This is a genomic window from Micromonospora sp. LOL_021, assembly GCF_048060215.1.
In the GTDB taxonomy this organism is placed as follows: Bacteria; Actinomycetota; Actinomycetes; order Mycobacteriales; family Micromonosporaceae; genus Micromonospora_E.
In genome coordinates, this window is sequence record NZ_JBHMIN010000026.1 from 1 (window position 1) to 17,363 (window position 17,363).

The window sequence follows — 17,363 nt, forward strand, 5'->3', positions numbered from 1 at the left end:
TACGCAGGCTGGTACGCAGGGTACGGGTGATGATCGTGGTCATGGGGGGTCCACCTTCCGTCTGCCGAGGGGGCACACCGCACCGGTCACGGGCGGGCGGGTGCGCGGTGAACGGTCATCCGGGTGGTACGGAGTCAGGCGCGGGCGCGGGGGCGCTGCCGCGCGCCGTGACCATGTACAACCACGCCGGCCCGTCGACGATTCCCGACCGGGCCCACCGACCCGATCCACTGGCCGGGCCGGAGCCTGGCTGCCGCCCGGCGGCTGCGGGCCGGAGTGGGTGGCGCGACCATGCACAACGACCCCGCCCGCCGGACCATTCCGCGCCGACCTGGACCTCAGGAACCGCGCACGCTCAGCGCGCAGCGTCACCTTTGGCGCCCAAGGGCAGCCAGAAGACTGGCGACGTTTCGGGAGAGACCGGGTGGCACCAGAGCCGCCGTACGGCTGGCTGAGGGTTTGGTTGATCCGGGCGAGGCTGATGCCGCAGGTGCATCTTGATGCATCTGCGGCATCAAGCTCACCGCACACACCCATCGGGTCACGTGGCATGCTGCTGACCATGTGTGTGCGGAGCTGCCGATGACCGTGGTGTCCGTCATCAACTACAAAGGTGGTGTCGGCAAGACCACCGTCACCGCCAACATCGGGGCTGAACTCGCGTACCGCGGGCACCGGGTGCTGCTCATCGACCTGGACCCACAGGCCAGCCTGACCTTCTCCTTCGTCGAACCGACCATGTGGGAGCGGGAACTGGCCGACGAACGGACCATCCTGCAGTGGTTCGGTGACGTGCTGGACCGTGGCGGCGCCGCGCCACTGGACCGCTACGTGCTCACCCCGCCCACCGTCAACGAGGTGATCGGTCAGCACAGCCAGGGTCGGCTCGACCTGGTGCCGTCCCATCTGATGCTCACCGACGCCGACCTCGACTTCGCCGCCAGCCTGGGCGGATCGCGGTTCCAGCACGGCAGCCCGCGCTTCCTGTCCCTGCACCGTGCGCTCGCCGAGGCGCTCGCCGCGCCCGCGTTCACCGACTACCAGGTTGTCCTGGTCGACTGCCCACCAAACTTCACCATGGTCACCCGCACCGGGGTGGTCGCCAGCGACCACATCCTGATCCCGGCCCGGCCGGACTACCTGTCCACGCTCGGCATCGACTACCTGCGGAAGAAGGTCTCCGAGCTGGTGACCGACTACAACCGAGTCGCGGCGGGCCGGGCCGACCAGATCAGCCCGGAGATCCTCGGCATCGTCTTCACGATGGTCCAGTACACCGGGCACGGGCCACTGCTGGCGCTGCGCAACTTCATCGGCCATCCTGCGACCATCGAGATCCCGCGCTTCCAGCAGATGATCCGCGACAACAAGACGGTGTTCGCCTCCGCCGGTGAGCACGGCCTGCCCGCGGTCCTGATGCCGGACGCGAACGTCAACGTCCAGTACGAGTTGCAGCAGCTCGCCAGCGAGTTCCTCGCCAAGATCCGCCCGTAGGAGAGTCACGTGACCAGCGCCGCCGACCTGTCCCACGCCGTCCTGATCCGGGTCGCGGACTTCCTCCGTACCCTGCCGCCGGAGCAGTTGGCCGCGCTCGCCGACGGCACCGCGCAGCTGACGGTCGCCACCGCCACCGCCGGGCCGCAGCAGCCTGCGGCACCGGCACCGGCACCGGCACCGGCTCGCCGGAACCGGGCCGCCAAGGCGGCGAAGCCGGCGGTCGTCGTCGACACCGACCGGATCCGCGCCGACCTGGCGGCGATCGACGACCGGGTGGCCGCCGGACGCTACCTCGACGATCTCGGGCTGAAGGTCGCCGAGCTACGGGCCCTGGCCGCCGAACTCGGGGTGGCGCTGCCGAGCCGGGCCGCCAAGGCCGTCATCCAGAAGAACATCGTCCAGGCGACCGTCGGCCGACGGCTCACCTCGGCGGTACTCAGCCGCCCCGCCAGCAGCTCCTGACAACAGCCCTGACAGCAGCACGACACCGCCCGGCCAGTAGCTCCGTACGGTGAAGAGTCGGTTGTGCACGGTCAGTCGCCGAGCTGGCGGCGTACCTCGTCGAGGACTTCCGCCCAGTGCGCGGCCGGCGCGCCGGCGCGGAGCTGACCGGCGAGGTGCTCGGCGAGCAGGCGGGCGGACCGTTCGGTGAAGTCGGGCTGGTCGTCGGCCGAACCCGGTTCCGGGCGGTACGGCGTGGTCAGCGGCAACGGATCGCCGACACAGACCACGTCCAGGTGGCCGGTGGTGCGGGTCAACGCGACGTACAGCATCCGGTGGCCGCGTTCGTCGTCGGCGACGATCTGCTCCGGCTCGACGACCACCACGGCGTCGAACTCCAGGCCCTTCGCCTCGGCCGGGCTGACCAGGTTGATCGCCGCGCCGAGGTCGCCCTGCTGGGCGCTGCTCCAGGCGAGCCCGTTGTCGGCGAGCGCCGCCTCGACCTCGCGGCGGCAGCGCGGCGGGCAGACGACGCCGACGAACGCGCCCCGCGCGGCGTGCTCACCGGCCACGGCGACGACCCGACCGGCCCGCTCGGTGAGCCCGACCCGGTGCACGCCGGGTTCGGCCGGGCCGTCCCGGACCACCTCCGGTGGTGTCACGCCGGGCGCGGCGACCGGCAGCAGCCGGGCGGCGAACTGGTACGCCTGGCGGGGCACCCGGTAGCCGTACCGCAGCGGCGCGACCCGCACCGGGCAGGTCGACGGCAGATGCCGGGTCACCTCGTCCCAGCTGTCCCGGGCCCAACCGCCGGTCGACTGGGCCAGGTCGCCGACGACCGTGCACGAACCGGTGCGGCTGCGTCGGGCCACCGCCCGCAACTGCATCGGTGACAGGTCCTGCGCCTCGTCGACCACCACGTGCCCGTACCGGCGCGACGGCCCGCCGTCGATCAGCTGGTCCAGCTCGTCGAGCAGCGGCAGGTCGGCGGCGGACCAGATTTCCTCGGAGATCCGGTCGGCGCCGCGCCGGTGCAGCAGCGCCAACTCGTCGGCGGTCAGCCCGTCGGCGGCGGCGCGCAGCCGGGGCCGGGACGCCAGCAGGCCGCGCAGGAACGCCGCCGGGCTCTGCTGCGGCCAGAGCCGCTCGACCAGGTTGGCCAGCGCCGGTTCGCCGCGCGGGTCGACGCCGGCCCGGTCGTGGACCAGGTCGGCGAGCCGGTCACGGAACAGCTGACGGCGACCGCTGTACGGCAGGTCGGCCGCCGAGGCGGCGTCGAGTGCCTGCTGCACCTGCTCGCCGGGCAGGGTGATGAACCGGCTGCCGAGCAGCAGCCGCTCCGCCGGGTCCGGGGTGCCGATCCGGTTGCGTAGCGCCCGGTCGAGCAGGCCGGCCATCCGGGCGTCGCCCTTGAGCCGGGCCACCGCCGCCGGCTCGGCGCGGCCACGCCGTACCGTCGGGGCGAGCCGGCTGATGTCGCGCAGCTCGACCTCGGCGTCGCCGAGCCCGGGCAGCACCTGGCCGATGTAGCGCATGAACGTAGGGTGCGGGCCGACCACGAGTACGTCGTCGGCGGTCAGCTCGGAATGTTTGAACAACAGCCAGGAGACCCGGTGCAGGGCGATGGCGGTCTTGCCGGTGCCCGGGCCGCCCTCGATCACCAGGACCTGCTGCAGCGGGGCGCGGATCAGTTCGTACTGGGCGGCCTGGATGGTGGCGACGATGTCGCGCAGGGTGCCGGTCCGGCCCTTGGCCAGCTCGGTGAGCAGGTGCGCGTCGACGTCGGCCCGACTCGACCCGTCGGCTGACCCGCCCGCGATACCGGCGGCGATCTCGGCGAACAGGACGTCGTCGAGGTGGTCGATGACGTTGCCGGTGCACTGGAATCCGCGTCTGCGCACCAGGCCCTGGGGGTCGTCCGGGCTGGCGGTGAAGTAGCGGGCCGCGGCCGGCGACTGCCAGTTGATCACCAGCGGGTCGCCGCCGTCGGGCGAGCCGATCAGGTGCCGCCCGAGGTAGTACGCCTCGCCGGACTCGTCGTCGATGCGGCCGAACGCGACCGCGTCGGCGGCGCCGCCGAGGGCCCGGGTGACGGCTTCGGCGTGGCGGCGCAGCCGGGCGGCGGTGGCCCGGTCGGCCCCGCTGCTCGCCAGCGAGCCGAGTTCGGCCACCCGCCGGTCGCGCTCCCGGGCGGCGGCGTCGAAGTACGCCTGTTCCGCGGCGATCTCCGCTGACATGTCGGCCATGTGCACGCTCCCCGGGTCGGCAGACCCGGCACACCGTACCGGTGCGGGCAGGAGTCGGACAGCCCCTGAGTGTGCAGGACCGACGGCCCGGGACGCGGATGTCCCGGGCCGGCGGGCGTGCCGTGCCGTCGTTCGTCGGCCTGCCGATCAGACGAAGTTCACGTCACTGCACCACATGTAGGCCTGGTCGAGGTGGGACGCCTGCCAGATCACGAAGACGATGTGGTGTCCGGTGTAACCGGAGGTCGAAACGTTGAAGCTGATGTTCTGTGCCGGCGCGTACCGGCCGGTCTGGGTGATGAAGTCGAGGTTTCCCCACCCGAGCCGCTGGGTAGCGGGGTTGAACCCGTTCTTGCTCACGTACACCCGGAAGTAGTCGGCGCCATGGCTGGCCTGGTCGTACAGCTGGATCGTGAAGTTGCGACCGACGTTGGTCTTCTTCCACTGTCCGGGCTGGTTCAGGCTGTTGTTCCGGGAGAGGGCGTTGCTGCACAGCTGCCCATCGGGGGTGCGGCCCTGGAAATTTCCGCCGAGTCCGTCGCGCAGCGCGCTCATCCAGTTCCACATGGTGTCCGGGTTGGCCTGGAAGGCCTGCCAGCACATCGGGTCCTGCTGCTGCATGGCCGGGTTCATGTGCTGGTGCCCCCAGTCCTGCCAGCACTGGTAGGCGCGGCTCGCCGGGTTGACGATGGTGCCGTGAGCCTGCGCCGCGCCGGTGAACGGCAGCATGCCTGCCATCAGGGCGAGCAGCAGAACAAGCGCTCGAACAGGCTGACGGGCGGCCGGTCGGGATCGCCGACCGGGTTGATCGAGGTTGCGTGAACGCATGGTACATCCTCCGTTCCTGGGCGCTCATACGGGTGCGGGAGCGCTTCCACCCGACTATCGCACCCATTGGTCCGGATATCAATGATGGTCTATGGATATCTGTTTTTGTCGGGCCGCCCGGAGTCGCCCCCGCAGCGACTCCGGGCAGTTACCGATCCAAGAAAGCGTTGATCTCGCAATCAGCGACCAACAGCTGCCGACTTAGTCGGCCGCCAGCGACTCGACGACCGGCTGGCGCAGCGCCCGGCGGGCCGGCAGCACCGAGGCGACCAGCGCGGCGACCGCCGCCACCGCGACGACGACCCCGAGCTGCGCCCAGGGCAGGTCCAGCCGGAAGATGTCGTCCTCGGCACGGTTGAGCACGGCGAGCGCGCCCGCCGCGCCGGCCACCCCGATCGCGATGCCGCACGCCGTACCGCTGACCGCCGTCAGCACCGCCTCAGTGGCGAGCATCCGGCGCAACTGGCCCCGGGTCAGGCCGACGGCCCGCAGCAGGGCGTTCTCCCGGGTCCGTTCGACCACCGACAAGGTCAGGGTGTTGGCCAGCCCCAGCAGCGAGATGAGGATCGCCAGGGCCAACAGCGCCAGCACGAACCGCAACACCGTGTCGACGGTGCCGGTACGCGCCTCGGCGTACGCCGCCCGGTCGACGAAGGTCACGAACGGGTAGCTGACGACGATCGACTCCACCGCCTCGCGGGCGGCCTCGGCGCCGACGCCGGCTGCCGGATCGACCTGCACCAGCCAGGTGTCGATGTCGGGGTAGACGGCGGTGACGTCCTCCTCGACGGCCAACACCCTGCCGGTGGCCGACTGGTCGCCGCCGCTCGGGTCGGCGAGGACCGCGACCACGACGACGTCGCGTGCCTGCCCGACCGGGCCGGCGGGATCGACCGCCTCGGCGGGGTCGGCCCGGTCAACGGGATCGGCAGGGTCAACGGGATCGGCCGGGTCAACGGGATCGGCCGGCACGGGTTCCAGCCGGAACCGGTCGCCGACGGCGAACCCGGTCGCTTCGTTCACGATCACCCGGCCCGGCCCGAAGTCCCGCACGTCCCCGTCGGCCACCGCCAGCTTCGCCTTGGCCAGCAGGTCGGGATGGCTGGCGGCCACGTCGAACCCGCCCGGAGCGCCGTACACCCCGGCGCCGCCGAGCACCACGCCGAGTTCCGGCAGGTCACGCAGCCGGTTGATCAGCTCCGGCGGCACCGGGTCCAGGTCGGACTCAACCAGGAAGGCAGCTCCGATCCGGGCGTCGACCTCCCGCTCCACGGCACGTTTGACGCTGTGCGCGCCGACCGAGAACGACGTCACCAGCCCGATGCCGATCACCAGCGCCATGGCGGTGGCAGCGGCGCGGCGCGGGTTGCGGACCGCGTTGGCGACCGCGAGCCGGGCGGACGGCCCAGTCGCCCACCCGGTCAGTCGGCCGAGCAGCCGGGTCACCGCCGGCACGATCAACGGGCTGGCCAGCACCAGACCGACAAAGGCCAGGATCCCACCGGCGACCACCACCAGCAGGTCCTCGAGCCGGCCGGCGGCGACCAGCCCGAGCACGCCGACGACGATCAGCAGCAGGCCGGCACCGAGCCGCAACCGGCCGACCGGTCGGGCGACGGTCAGCGCCGCATCGGTCAGCGCCGCGACCGGCGGTACGGCGGTGCCGCGCCAGGCCGGCAGCAGCGCCGCGCCGACGGTGACCCCGACGCCGCAGACCAAGGCGACGACGACGGTACGCGGGGTAACCACCGTGCCGCTCGGCATACCGCTGCCCAGTTCGGCGTAGAGCTGGCGCAGCCCGGCGGCGGCCACCACCCCGAGCAGCAGTCCCCAGACCGCGCCGATCGCTCCGACGGCGGCGGCCTCGACGACGCCGGCCCGGAACAGCTGCGCCCGGGTGGCCCCGACGAGGCGCAGCAGCGCCGTCTCCCGGGTGCGTTGGGCGAGCAGGATCGTGAACGTGTTGGCGATGACGAACGCGGCCACGAAGACCGCGATCGCGGCGAACGCCAGCAGCAGCCGGGTGAACTGCTCGCCGTTGCCGACCGCGAAGTCCAGCGCGGCGGCCCGCAGTTGCTCGCCGGTGCGGGTGGCGACGTACCCGCCGGCGGCCGAACTCAGGCGTTCGGCCAGCTCGGCCTGGCCGACGCCCGGTTCGGCGACGACCAGCACCCGGTCCAGGTCGGCACGGCCGGTGAGTTGGCGGGCGTCGGCGTCGACCAGACCGAGCAGCGCGCCGCCGGAGTCGACGCCGGTGCCGGCGACGTCGACCAGACCGACCACCTGGTACGGCCGCGGCTGCCGGTCGGTGACGGCGGCCTGCACCCGGTCGCCGATGGTGATGCCCCGCCGGTCGGCGGTCCGGGCGTCGAGCACCGCCTCCCCGGGCCGCTGCGGCAGCCGGCCAGCGGCCAGCGGCAGACCGGCCAACTGGGGGTCCGCCGGGACGGTGACCATGTTGTTCAGGCCGGGGATGGACTGGTTGTCCGGGCCGAGCAGCCCGACGCCGTACCAGCTGAAGGTGCCCTCGGCGGCGGCGACCCCGTCGACCTGACGGACGGCGTCGACGAGCGTGGCCGGCAGCACCTCGCCGTTGACGTCCGGCGCGCCGGCCTCGCCGGCCGGCACGTCGAAGTCGCGGGTCAGTTCGATGTCGACGAAGCGGTCGAGCAGCCCGGCGCGTTGCTCGGTCGCGGCGGTCAGCCCGTCGGAGAAGATCAGGGTGCCGGTGACGAAGCCGACGCCGAGGACGATCGCCAGCGAGGAGAGCAGCAGTCGGCTGGCGTGGGCGCGCAGCGAACGCAGGGTGAGCCGCAGCATCTCCGGCTCACCCGCCCACTCGGGTGTCGCGCCCGGCGGCGGCCACATGGGATGTGCCGGCACCGGCGGCGGCCACATGGGATGTGCCGGCACCGGCGGCGTCGAGGCGGGACATCACGTCGAGGATGGCGTCGGCGTCGGGCCGGTTCAAATCGGTGACCCGGCGGCCGTCGGCGAGGAAGGTGACCCGGTCGGCTCGGGTGGCGGCGAGCGGGTCGTGGGTCACCATCACCACGGTCTGGCCGAGCTGGTCAACGGCGTCGCGCAGCAGGCGCAGCACCTCCGCGCCGGTGCGGGAGTCCAGGTTGCCGGTCGGCTCGTCGGCGAAGATCACCGACGGTCGGGTGATCAACGCGCGGGCGACGGCCACCCGCTGCTGCTGCCCGCCGGAGAGTTCGGCCGGGCGGTGCCCGAGCCGGTCGGTGAGCCCGACGGCGGCGACCACCCGGTTCAGCCAGTCACCGTCGACCCGGCGGCCGGCGATCGCCAGCGGCAGGGTGACGTTCTCCAGCGCGGTGAGCGTCGGCAGCAGGTTGTAGCGCTGGAAGACGAACCCGATCCGGTCGCGGCGCAGCATCGTCAGCCGCCGGTCGTCGAGCCGGGTGATGTCGGCGTCGCCGACGCGTACCGAGCCGGAGGTCGACCGGTCCAGGCCGGCGAGACAGTGCATCAGGGTCGACTTGCCGGAGCCGGAGGCACCCATGATCGCGTGGAACCGGCCGGCGTCGAAGGCGACGTCGACGCCGTCCAGCGCGGTGACGGCTGCCTCGCCGGTGCCGTACACCTTGGTCAGGCCGGTGGCGGTGACCGCCGCAGCCGTGGTCGTAGTGGTCGAAGACATCCCGGAAACGCTAGGGACGCAGGCGGCGTGCCGCGTCCACCGTCGCGCGTCACTTGCGGGTCCGCCGCTGGTCGCAGCCGCCGGCCGGCGTACGCCTCAGGTCGTAGTGCCGGGGCGGATCAGACCTGTCTCGTACGCCAGGACGACGGCCTGAACCCGGTCGCGGAGCCCCAGTTTGGCCAGGATCCGCCCGACGTGGGTCTTCACGGTGGCCTCGGCGACGGTGAGCCGGCCGGCGATCTCGGCGTTGGACAGCCCCTGGCCGACCAGCAGCAGCACCTCGCGTTCCCGGTCGGTGAGCCCGTCCACGGCCGGGGTCGCCGGCCCGGCGGCGACGAGTTGGCCGGCGAACCGGTCCAGCAGCCGGCGGGTGATCCGCGGCGCGACCACCGAGTCGCCGGCGGCGATCACCCGGATCGCGGCGAGCAGGTCCTCCGGCGGGACGCTCTTGAGCAGGAATCCGCTGGCACCGGCCTGCAGCGCGGCGAACGCGTCGGCCTCGGTGTCGAAGGTGGTCAGCACCAGCACCCGGGGGGTGGGTCCGGCGGCGCAGATCCGGCGGGTCGCTTCGACGCCGTCGAGGACCGGCATCCGCACGTCCATCACCACCACGTCGGTTTCGACGGTACGCAGCAGCCGCAGTGCCTCCGCGCCGTCACCGGCCTCGCCGACCACGGTCATGTCGCCGGAGTAGTCGAGCACCATCCGGAAGCCGGCCCGGACCAGGGCCTGATCGTCGACGAGGACCACCCGGATGGCGGCGTCGCCGGCCACGGCTGCACCGGTGCCCGGGTCGCCGGTCATGCCGCCGCCCGGGTCGCCGGTCATGCCGCCGCCGCCAAGGTCAGCGGGATCGACGCCCGCACCTGCCAGCCGCCGTCGAGCCGGGCCCCGGCGGTGAACTCGCCGCCGTACAGCCCGACCCGCTCGCGCATGCCGATCAGCCCGTGCCCGCCGACGGGCAGCGCGGGGGCCGGCACCGGCAGCGGGGTGACGTTGCTCAACGCCGGGGTCGCGGCCCGGCGGCCGCCGTCGTCGACGACCTCGATCGCGATGGCCTGCCAGGTGTATGTGATCGCCACCCGCGCCCGGGCCCGCTCCCCCGCGTGCCGCAGGGTGTTGGTCAGCGACTCCTGCACGATCCGGTAGACGGCGAGCGCCATCCCGTCGGGCACCTCGGGCACGGTGCCGGTCACGGTGTACTCGACGGCCAGCCCGGCGGTCCGGGCCTTGGCCACCGCCTCGCCCACCTGGTCGAGGCTGCCGCGCGGGCGGTCCACCACCGCTTCGGCGGAGCGCTGCGGATGCCGCAGTACGTCGATCAGCTGACGCATCTCGCCGAGCGCCTCCCGGCCGGTGGCCCCGATCGTGGTCAGCGCGCTGCGGGTGCGGTCCGGGTCGCGGTCCAGGGCGAACCGGCCGCCGTCGGCGTGCACGATCATGACCGACAGCGAGTGGGCGATGATGTCGTGCAGTTCGCGGGCGATCCGGGCGCGTTCCTCGACGACGGCGATCCGGGCCAGGTGGTCCCGTTCCCGTTCGGCGGTGGCGGCCCGCTCCTCCAGGCTGCGGACGTACAGGTGCCGGATCCGTACGGTCAGCCCGAGCAGCCAGACCCCGATGGTGACCGAGCTGGCCAGCAGGAAGATGTACCGGTCGAGCCACGTCCCGCTGCCGTCGTCCCACTGCACCGCCGGGCTGAGCAGGACGGCGGCGATGAAGCCGCCCAACAGGGTGGTGGCCAGGGCGGCGAACCCGACCCAGGCCTGCCGGGCGTACTTGACCACCGAGTAGAGCGCGATCATGATCGCCACGTCGTGCGGCAGCAGGGTGAAGCTGTCCCCGGCGAGCAGTTGGGCGGCGGCGAGCAGGGCGACCACGGCGTAGGTGGCGGCCGGGAAGCGGCGGCGGGCGAGCAGCGGGGCGGCCATCAGCAGCCCGTGGCCGATGCCGATCAGGCCGTACGGCCCCTCGGCGAGCACCGACGCGGAACCGACGACCGTGACGATGGCGAGGTCGAACAGCAGCTCACGGCCACGGAGCATCCAGCTCGGCGGAGTCGGGGGCGGATGCGGCACCGGCATGCTGCGAGCGTACCCAGGCCAGCTGCCGGACTGGGCGACCGTGGCCATGGGTCAGGTGCTCCGACCCGGCGGCCGTTGCCGGGGGTCAGGTACTGGACTTGCCGACCATCGCACCGGCGATCACCCGGTCCATGCCGGGCAGCCCAGCGGCGGCCAACGCGGCCCGCCGCACGTGCAGCCACCACCGGTGCTCCGGCACGAACCAGCGGACCCCCCGCCGGGCCACCTGCTGTTTGTCGGTGACGACCGGTCGCATCGCGGTCTCGTAGCGGCGCAGCGCTATCGCCAGCACGCCGGGGTCGGCGCCGGCGGCGGGGTCGAGTGCCCGGGTCAGCTCGGCGGCCAGGGTCTCCGCCCCGGCGACGGCCAGCGAGGCACCCTGCCCGGCGAGCAGGGACACCGCCTGGCAGGCGTCGCCGACCAGGACCACCCGGCCCTGGCTCCAGGCCGGCAGCTCGATCTGGGCGACCTGGTCGTAGTAGATGTCGTCGGCGGGTGGGCAGGCGGCGAGCGCCTGCGGCGCGATCCAGCCGAGGCCGGCGTACTCCTCGCGCAGCGCCGACCGGGGATCGGCCGGCAGCTGCGGGTCGGTGGTGCGGTGCACGGCGAAGACGGCGATCCGCCCGTCGCGCAGCACGTAGCAGCCGAGCTGGCGCCGGGTGCTGTCGGTGAGGGCGAACTCGTCGCCGACGGCGTCGCGGGCCGCCGGGTCGTCGAACACCCAGGCGGCGGTGTGGAAGCCGAGGTGGCGCAGGAAGTGCCGTTCGTCGCCGAAGGTGAGCCGGCGGACGGTGGAGTGGATGCCGTCGGCGCCGACCAGCAGGTCGGCCCGGTGGACGGTGCCGTCGACGGTGGTGGCGTCGACCCGGTCGGCGCGGTGGTCGATGCGGGCCAGCCGGCTGCCGTAGCGCAGCGCGACCCGGCCGGGCAGTGCCTCACGCAGGATCCGTTCCAGGTCGGGACGCATGATGCTGACCAGCCGACCGTCGACGATGTCGGCGAACCGGGAGTAGCTGAGGCTGGCCCGGCGACGGCCCTGGTCGTCCCGGTAGGTCAGCGCGGTGACCTGGTAGCCGTACTCGTGCAGTTGCGGCAGCAGCCGCATCCGTTCGATGGCGTCGTAGCCCGGCCCGAAGAAGTCCATCATGTAGCCCTCGGTACGCGGTGCCGGTGCCTGTTCGAGGACGGTCACCGTCCAGCCGGCGGTGTCCAGCTGGTGGGCCAGGGCCAGCCCGGCGATCCCGGCGCCGCAGATGACCGCCTTCACTGTCGGTCCCCTTCCGTCATGGCGTTGTCGGTGGTGCTCATGCTGAGGTGTCGGTGGCGACCAGGCGGATCAGCGGTCCGGCGACCGCGTCCGAGGTGAGGTCGGATGACAGTGGACGGTGCAGCAGCAGGCCGTCGAGGGCGGCGGCCAGCACGGCGGCGCTGCCCGTCGGGTCGGCGACGCCGTGGCCGGCCAGCCAGTCGGCGATCCGGTCGCGCAGCCCGTCGAGGATGCCGGTGAGCACGTCGCGCAGCTCGGCGTCGCGGGCGGCGGCCAGGTACGCCTCGGCGAACAGCAGCGAAGTCGGGTCGGTGCCGGAATAGCCGTCGAGGGCGGCGAGCAGGGCCCGTACCCCGGCCTCGGGGCTGGCTGCCCCGGTCAGCAGCGTGTCGAGCTCGCCGACGAGGTCGGTCATCGCGCCGGTGGCCGCCTCGATCAGCAGCGCCCGCACCGAGGCGTAGTGGTAGTGGACCAGCCCGGGGGCGACCCCGGCCCGGTCTGCGACGAGCCGGGTGCTGACCGCGGCCCAGCCGCGCTCGGCGATCAACGCGCCAGCGGCGGCGCGCAGCCGGGCCCGCACCTGCCGGCCGCGTTCGGCGGCGGTCTGTGTCATCTCCCACCTCCGGAGCAGCTGTTGGGCGCCCGCCCTGGACATTCGCATTGGGCGACTGCCCAACAACTTACCACGCCAACCCGGTCCGCGAAATCGGCTCTGGATTCCGGTGCGGCACCCGTGCGACCCTGTTAGCTATAAGTAGTCGCCCGATCACCAATGGCTACCCCTCGGCCGGAGGCGTGCGTGAGCGAGCTGTACCGTAGGCCCAACTACGATCCGCCGCCGGGCAAGGACAGCGGTGCGACCCCGATGCAGGTGCTGGTCACCGGCATCACCCCGCCGGTGCCGTCCGCGACACACGGCGCGATGACCACCCTCGTCGGCCTACGCCTCGACGGCCCCCGACACTGGATCCGGTTCGACGAGATCCCCGCCCACCCGCTCAGCCAGACCGCGCCCGTACGGCGCTACGACATCGTCTCGGCCGTCGCCGAGCCGGACCCGGCCGACCCCCGCCCGGAGAGCTGGCGAGTCCACGACGCAACCCTGCGGGTCCGTCACGAAGCCCGCCGGTGGCGCGGACGCGCCGCGATCCTGCACCGACACGCCGAATGGTCCATGTGTGACCTGGAAGACTCGGCGGCACGGGACCCCGACGCCCAGTCACTGGCCCTGATCCGGGTCGCCGAACTGCGCTACCTACGGGTCAACCGGACCCCGGTGGCAGCGCCCGCCGACCGCTGGTCCGCCGCCACCTGGCGCCGCACCGAGCCCGACCTGTTCCGTCCGGTGGTGCACGACCTGCTGCGCCGACCGCCGTTCACCGTCGCCTACCGCTACCACTGCCACCATCCGGTCTGCCGCAGTCACGTACAGGAATTACGCGACCGGGACGTGGTGGCATACCAACGCGCGCGGCAGAAGTACTGCGGGCTGCCGCTGCGGCGCGCGCTGGCCGGTGAGTTCTGGTGGCCGTTGTGCCAGCCCGGCCGCGAGGTGGCGTTCCTGGTCGGCAGCCGCCGCGACGACCCGGCCCGCTTCGACATCCTGGACACTGTCCTCCTCCGCCGGCCGCCATCTGCCCGACCAGGGTCACGGCGACCGGCTCGCCCCGGCTCCCCCGGCGATGTCCTGGGCGAGGGCGAACGACCGCACGAGGGGATGCAGGTGGTATCGCCCGGCGGTGTCCGACTCGAGTAACGCCAGGTCGACCAGCTCCTCCAGCAGGTCTTCGCTGTCCGGCTCGGACCGGTCGAGCATCCGTGCCGCGACGGGCAGCGCGAAGTCCGGCAGGTCGGCGGCGGCCAGCAGGACCAGTGCCCGCTGCTGCTCCGGCGTGAGCTGCCGCCAACTGGCCAGAAAGGTCGCGCTCACGTCGAGATCACCGGCCCGCAACGTGCCCAGCCGGCGCCCGCCGGTGAACCGGTCGCGAAGCGTGAACCGGTCGCGAAGCATGCCGATCGACCAGCCCGGCCGGGCGGCCAACCGGGCCGCCACGATGCGGACCGCCAGCGGCAACAATCCACACGCCATCACGAGCTCCCGTGCCGTCTCGCGCTCGGCGGCCACCCGGTCGTGGCCGATCACCCGACACAGCAGCTCAATCGCCTCAGCCTCGTCGAACACCTCGAGATCGGCGTGCACGGCGCCGTTCAGGCCGGCCAGCCGGGATCGGGAGGTGACCAGTACGCCGCAGGTCGCGGCGCCCGGCAGCAACGGGGTGATCTGGGCCAGGTTGTGCGCGTCGTCCAGCACCACGAGCAGCCGGCGGTCGTGCGTCACCGAGCGGAACAGCGCCGACCTGTTGTCCAGGCAGTCCGGGACGGACTCCACCCCGAGTGCCGCGAGGAATCCGTCCAGGACGTCCTGCGGCGATGCCGGCCTGGCGTCGCCGCCCTTGAGCTCCGCGTACAACTGACCGTCGGGGTAGTGCGCGCCGAGCCGGTGAGCGACGTGTCGTGCCAGGGTGGTCTTGCCGAGGCCGCCCATCCCGGCCACGGCGACGATCGGCAACGAGCCCCGGTCGGACCGGCTCAGGGCGTTGATGATCAGACGGGCCACCGCCTCGCGACCGGTGAAGTCCGCAGTGCTGGCCGGGACCTGGGCTGGCCGGGGCGCCGGCACACGACTGCCCGCCGGCTCCGCACTGCCCGCCGGATCCGCACTCCGCGGCGGCGGGGCGGCGGGCCCTTCGCTGGCCAGGAGCCGCCGGTGGGCGTCGGCAAGCTCGGCGCCGGGTTCCAACCCGAGCCGGTCCACGATCCTGCGGCGAGCCGCCGGGAACACCGCAGCGGCCTCCCCCGTCCGGCCACTGGCGTGCAGCGCCCGGATCAACAGCACGATGAGGCTTTCCCGCAGCGGGTTCTCGTCGATGAGCGCACGCAACTCGGGCACGCACCAGGAGGCGCGACCGAGGTCGATGTCCAACGCCAGACGCGCCTCCAGCAGGTCCAGGTGCAGCTCAGTCAGCCGGCGACGATGCCGTTGCGCGAACGGGCCGGGCACCCCGGCCAGCGGCTCGCCGTTGAACAGGGCAAGCGCCTCGGCCAGCATTGCGCGGGCCCTCCTCGCGTCGCCGACCCGGCGGGCGCGACGGGCGCGACGGGCGCACGCCTCGGCGTACCGCACATCGACGGCGTCCTCGGGCACCTCCAGGCGGTAGCCGTCACCGACGGTCGTCAGGATCCGGGGCTCGGCAGCGTCGTTCTCCAGCACCTTGCGCCAGCGCCAGGCGTACGTGCGGAGGCTTTTCGTCGCCGTGACCGGCGGGTCGTCGCCCCACAGTGCTTCCATCAGAACGGCAGCGCTCACCGCCTGACCCGGCCGCAGGAGAAGGACGACGAGCAGGGCCTGTTGCTGCGGACTTCCCATGTCGATATCGACGGAGCCTCGGCGGCCGCGCACCACACCGAGCAGGTTGAAACGAAGGGATTCCATGTCAATCGCAGACGACCGCGTCGGCGGCGTCCCACAAACCCACCCTCATCTCGCCATCCTGGCAAACCGGAGCGGCCAGCGGGCCCGGCTGTAGGTGAACCCATAGGCGCGATGTGGATGACGGCGACATTGATCGACAGCGCTGTTCAACTGTGGATATACCAAACCGCGTATCCAGTGTCTATCGGCGTACCCGAAGCTCGAACCAAGGCCCCACTCGATGATGGAGGAAGCAGATGGGACTGCACGACCAGATCTACCGGGCCCAGCAGGACAAGCCGGAACTCGCCGAGACCGAGCGGCGGGTCCTCGACGAGCTGACCGAGCGTGACCAGGACTCCGAGGTGGCGGCGGTCGAGTCCGCCGGCTGAGTCGACGTCACCGGGGCCGGGCGGCTCGCCCGTCCGGCCCCACCCGGTCGCGCAGTGTGCGTTCAGCCTGAGATGCAGTGACGTCGGAGGTAAAGTGGTGTCGAGAATGGATCTTGCGGCCGGTCCGGTGGTCCAGGACGGTGAGCGGACACTGAGCTTGTCCGAGGCCCGCCTGCGGGGGTTGGCGGCGGCGGCCGAGCTCGATCTCCGGGTGGACTGCACGGCGGTGCTCGACGGTGATCCGGCCGTCTGGACCGCGACGTTGTGGCGTGGCGACGACCCGGTGCCCAGCGGGCTGGGACTCGGCAAGGGAAACTCGGCGGCGGCGCGGGTCGGCGCGATCTTCGAGGCGCTGGAGCACCACCTCAGTGGGCTGCGCGGCCTCGCTGGCGGCGGGACGACGCTGCGCCGCGCGGGTGAGACCTCCCGCGATCTGATGCTCAGCCAGGACGTGGCGCTCGGCCTGCTCGGGGAGTTGCCCGACGGGCCGCTGGGGTGCCTACCCTTCCGGGCGGTGACCAGCGGCGCCGAGATTGACGTACCGCTGTTCCTTTCCGTGCCGGACTACCTCGACGAGGAGGCCGACCCGCTGCGGGAGAGCCTGGGTGACCACTACGACTACACCGGGGTGAGCCGCTACTCCTGCAACAACGGCTGGGCGGCGGGCACCGACCCGGTCGAGGCAGCGGTCCACGCGCTCAACGAGACCATCGAGCGGGACGCCCTCTCCCTCCTGCTGATCGACCAGTTCCTGGGGCGGCGCAGGTCACCGCTGGTCCTCATCGACACGGAAACGTTGCCGGGCGACCTCGCAGCCCTGGTGTCGGCGGCGGAAACCATCACCGGCCAGCGGCTGCACCTGATCGACATGACCACCGACCTGGGCGTACCGGCGATCTTCGCCTACCTTCCCACGCCCGACGGCGAACCGGCCCGGATCCGCGGCTGCGGCGCCTCCCTCTCCCGGCACTACGCGATCGCCCGTGCGGTGAGCGAGCTGGTCCAGGTCCACCTGGCGTCCTCACTCGGGAACATCCACTCCGCGTTCGCCGCCATGACGCCCACCCGGCACGATTGGACGACGCCCTATCCCGCGCTTCATGCCTGCTACCGAAGCGACTTCAGCACCCGGCTCGGCGACGCCATCCTGGTGCCGTACCGGGACACCGAAGCACCGGACACTGCCGCCGGCCATTTCGACGAGCTCGTCGACATCCTCGCCAGACGCGGCTTCACGCCGCTGCAGCGTGACCACTACGTCACCGACAATCTGGCCGTGGTCAACATCTTCGTCCCCGGCCTGGAGCGGTTCATGCTCGTCACCGACGGACAGGTGGTGGTGCCGGGAAAGCGCGGCATGGCGGTCAAGAACAACGGAGTACGGCCTGAATCCGGGCACGATGTCAGATAGCTGACGTTGATCATTGCGCTGGGCCGGCCGCCCTGGCGCGGCGAGACCGGCAGCGCCGACAATC

At 72.4% G+C, this 17,363-nt stretch carries 14 protein-coding genes; 5 read left to right on the plus strand and 9 right to left on the minus strand.

The genetic code is table 11. The annotated features are described in order from the left end of the window. The first annotated feature begins 582 nt into the window (after window positions 1-582). Together ACFHWT_RS17760 and ACFHWT_RS17765 are read left to right on the plus strand one after the other, a co-directional pair. A complete protein-coding gene (locus ACFHWT_RS17760; protein WP_416595776.1) occupies window positions 583-1,494 on the plus strand; it encodes a ParA family protein in 912 nt (303 codons plus the stop codon). 9 nt (window positions 1,495-1,503) lie between these two features. Beyond that, the gene (locus ACFHWT_RS17765) at window positions 1,504-1,959 is read left to right on the plus strand and encodes a hypothetical protein (RefSeq protein WP_416595777.1); all 456 of its coding nucleotides are present in this window, start codon (window positions 1,504-1,506) and stop codon (window positions 1,957-1,959) included. A 71-nt stretch (window positions 1,960-2,030) separates the two neighbouring features. Here the strand turns inward: ACFHWT_RS17765 and ACFHWT_RS17770 are convergent, their stop codons facing one another. From ACFHWT_RS17770 to ACFHWT_RS17805, 8 genes are all read right to left on the minus strand, one after another. Then, complete coding sequence (locus ACFHWT_RS17770) at window positions 2,031-4,184, minus strand: ATP-binding domain-containing protein (protein ID WP_416595778.1); 2,154 nt, start codon at window positions 4,182-4,184, stop codon at window positions 2,031-2,033. Window positions 4,185-4,331: 147 nt separating this feature from the next. Next, window positions 4,332-4,922 (minus strand): lytic polysaccharide monooxygenase auxiliary activity family 9 protein, encoded by a 591-nt coding sequence (locus ACFHWT_RS17775; RefSeq protein ID WP_416595779.1) that lies wholly within the window; start codon window positions 4,920-4,922, stop codon window positions 4,332-4,334. A 291-nt stretch (window positions 4,923-5,213) separates the two neighbouring features. Continuing rightward, window positions 5,214-7,895 (minus strand): FtsX-like permease family protein, encoded by a 2,682-nt coding sequence (locus ACFHWT_RS17780; RefSeq protein ID WP_416595780.1) that lies wholly within the window; start codon window positions 7,893-7,895, stop codon window positions 5,214-5,216. Then, on the minus strand, window positions 7,840-8,673 hold the full coding sequence (locus tag ACFHWT_RS17785; RefSeq protein WP_416595781.1) for an ABC transporter ATP-binding protein: 834 nt from the start codon (window positions 8,671-8,673) through the stop codon (window positions 7,840-7,842). The genes ACFHWT_RS17780 and ACFHWT_RS17785 overlap by 56 nt, the downstream gene beginning before the upstream one ends. Before the next feature lie 96 nt (window positions 8,674-8,769). Then, window positions 8,770-9,477, minus strand: a complete 708-nt coding sequence (locus tag ACFHWT_RS17790; protein WP_416595854.1) for a response regulator — start codon at window positions 9,475-9,477, stop codon at window positions 8,770-8,772. 20 nt (window positions 9,478-9,497) lie between these two features. Beyond that, window positions 9,498-10,757 (minus strand): sensor histidine kinase, encoded by a 1,260-nt coding sequence (locus ACFHWT_RS17795; protein ID WP_416595782.1) that lies wholly within the window; start codon window positions 10,755-10,757, stop codon window positions 9,498-9,500. Window positions 10,758-10,842: 85 nt separating this feature from the next. Further along, window positions 10,843-12,024: an FAD-dependent oxidoreductase gene (locus ACFHWT_RS17800; protein ID WP_416595783.1), complete on the minus strand. Its 1,182-nt coding sequence runs from the start codon at window positions 12,022-12,024 to the stop codon at window positions 10,843-10,845. Window positions 12,025-12,061: 37 nt separating this feature from the next. Beyond that, on the minus strand, window positions 12,062-12,637 hold the full coding sequence (locus ACFHWT_RS17805) for a TetR/AcrR family transcriptional regulator (RefSeq protein WP_416595784.1): 576 nt from the start codon (window positions 12,635-12,637) through the stop codon (window positions 12,062-12,064). A gap of 186 nt (window positions 12,638-12,823) precedes the next feature. On the opposite strand from ACFHWT_RS17805, the gene ACFHWT_RS17810 reads away from it, so the two are divergent. Next, on the plus strand, window positions 12,824-13,780 hold the full coding sequence (locus ACFHWT_RS17810; RefSeq protein ID WP_416595785.1) for a hypothetical protein: 957 nt from the start codon (window positions 12,824-12,826) through the stop codon (window positions 13,778-13,780). On the opposite strand, the gene ACFHWT_RS17815 is transcribed toward ACFHWT_RS17810, so the two are convergent. After that, window positions 13,673-15,517 carry a BTAD domain-containing putative transcriptional regulator gene (locus ACFHWT_RS17815; protein ID WP_416595786.1) on the minus strand — a complete coding sequence of 615 codons (1,845 nt, stop codon included), beginning with the start codon at window positions 15,515-15,517 and terminating at the stop codon, window positions 13,673-13,675. The genes ACFHWT_RS17810 and ACFHWT_RS17815 overlap by 108 nt on opposite strands. Window positions 15,518-15,753: 236 nt before the next feature. Between ACFHWT_RS17815 and ACFHWT_RS17820 the strand changes: the two genes are divergently transcribed. Then, window positions 15,754-15,888: a hypothetical protein gene (locus ACFHWT_RS17820; protein ID WP_416595787.1), complete on the plus strand. Its 135-nt coding sequence runs from the start codon at window positions 15,754-15,756 to the stop codon at window positions 15,886-15,888. 106 nt (window positions 15,889-15,994) lie between these two features. Then, complete coding sequence (locus ACFHWT_RS17825) at window positions 15,995-17,299, plus strand: YcaO-like family protein (RefSeq protein WP_416595788.1); 1,305 nt, start codon at window positions 15,995-15,997, stop codon at window positions 17,297-17,299. Window positions 17,300-17,363: the final 64 nt, after the last annotated feature.

What these genes read in the sequence shown, in the direction of transcription:
- ACFHWT_RS17760 (WP_416595776.1), top strand. Translation starts at nt 583, where the DNA reads ATGACCGTGGTGTCCGTCATCAACTACAAAGGTGGTGTCGGCAAGACC.
- ACFHWT_RS17770 (WP_416595778.1), bottom strand. Translation starts at nt 4,184, where the DNA reads ATGGCCGACATGTCAGCGGAGATCGCCGCGGAACAGGCGTACTTCGAC.
- ACFHWT_RS17775 (WP_416595779.1), bottom strand. Translation starts at nt 4,922, where the DNA reads ATGGCAGGCATGCTGCCGTTCACCGGCGCGGCGCAGGCTCACGGCACC.
- ACFHWT_RS17785 (WP_416595781.1), bottom strand. Translation starts at nt 8,673, where the DNA reads ATGTCTTCGACCACTACGACCACGGCTGCGGCGGTCACCGCCACCGGC.
- ACFHWT_RS17790 (WP_416595854.1), bottom strand. Translation starts at nt 9,477, where the DNA reads ATGACCGGCGACCCGGGCACCGGTGCAGCCGTGGCCGGCGACGCCGCC.
- ACFHWT_RS17795 (WP_416595782.1), bottom strand. Translation starts at nt 10,757, where the DNA reads ATGCCGGTGCCGCATCCGCCCCCGACTCCGCCGAGCTGGATGCTCCGT.
- ACFHWT_RS17805 (WP_416595784.1), bottom strand. Translation starts at nt 12,637, where the DNA reads ATGACACAGACCGCCGCCGAACGCGGCCGGCAGGTGCGGGCCCGGCTG.
- ACFHWT_RS17815 (WP_416595786.1), bottom strand. Translation starts at nt 15,517, where the DNA reads ATGGAATCCCTTCGTTTCAACCTGCTCGGTGTGGTGCGCGGCCGCCGA.
- ACFHWT_RS17820 (WP_416595787.1), top strand. Translation starts at nt 15,754, where the DNA reads ATGGGACTGCACGACCAGATCTACCGGGCCCAGCAGGACAAGCCGGAA.
- ACFHWT_RS17825 (WP_416595788.1), top strand. Translation starts at nt 15,995, where the DNA reads ATGGATCTTGCGGCCGGTCCGGTGGTCCAGGACGGTGAGCGGACACTG.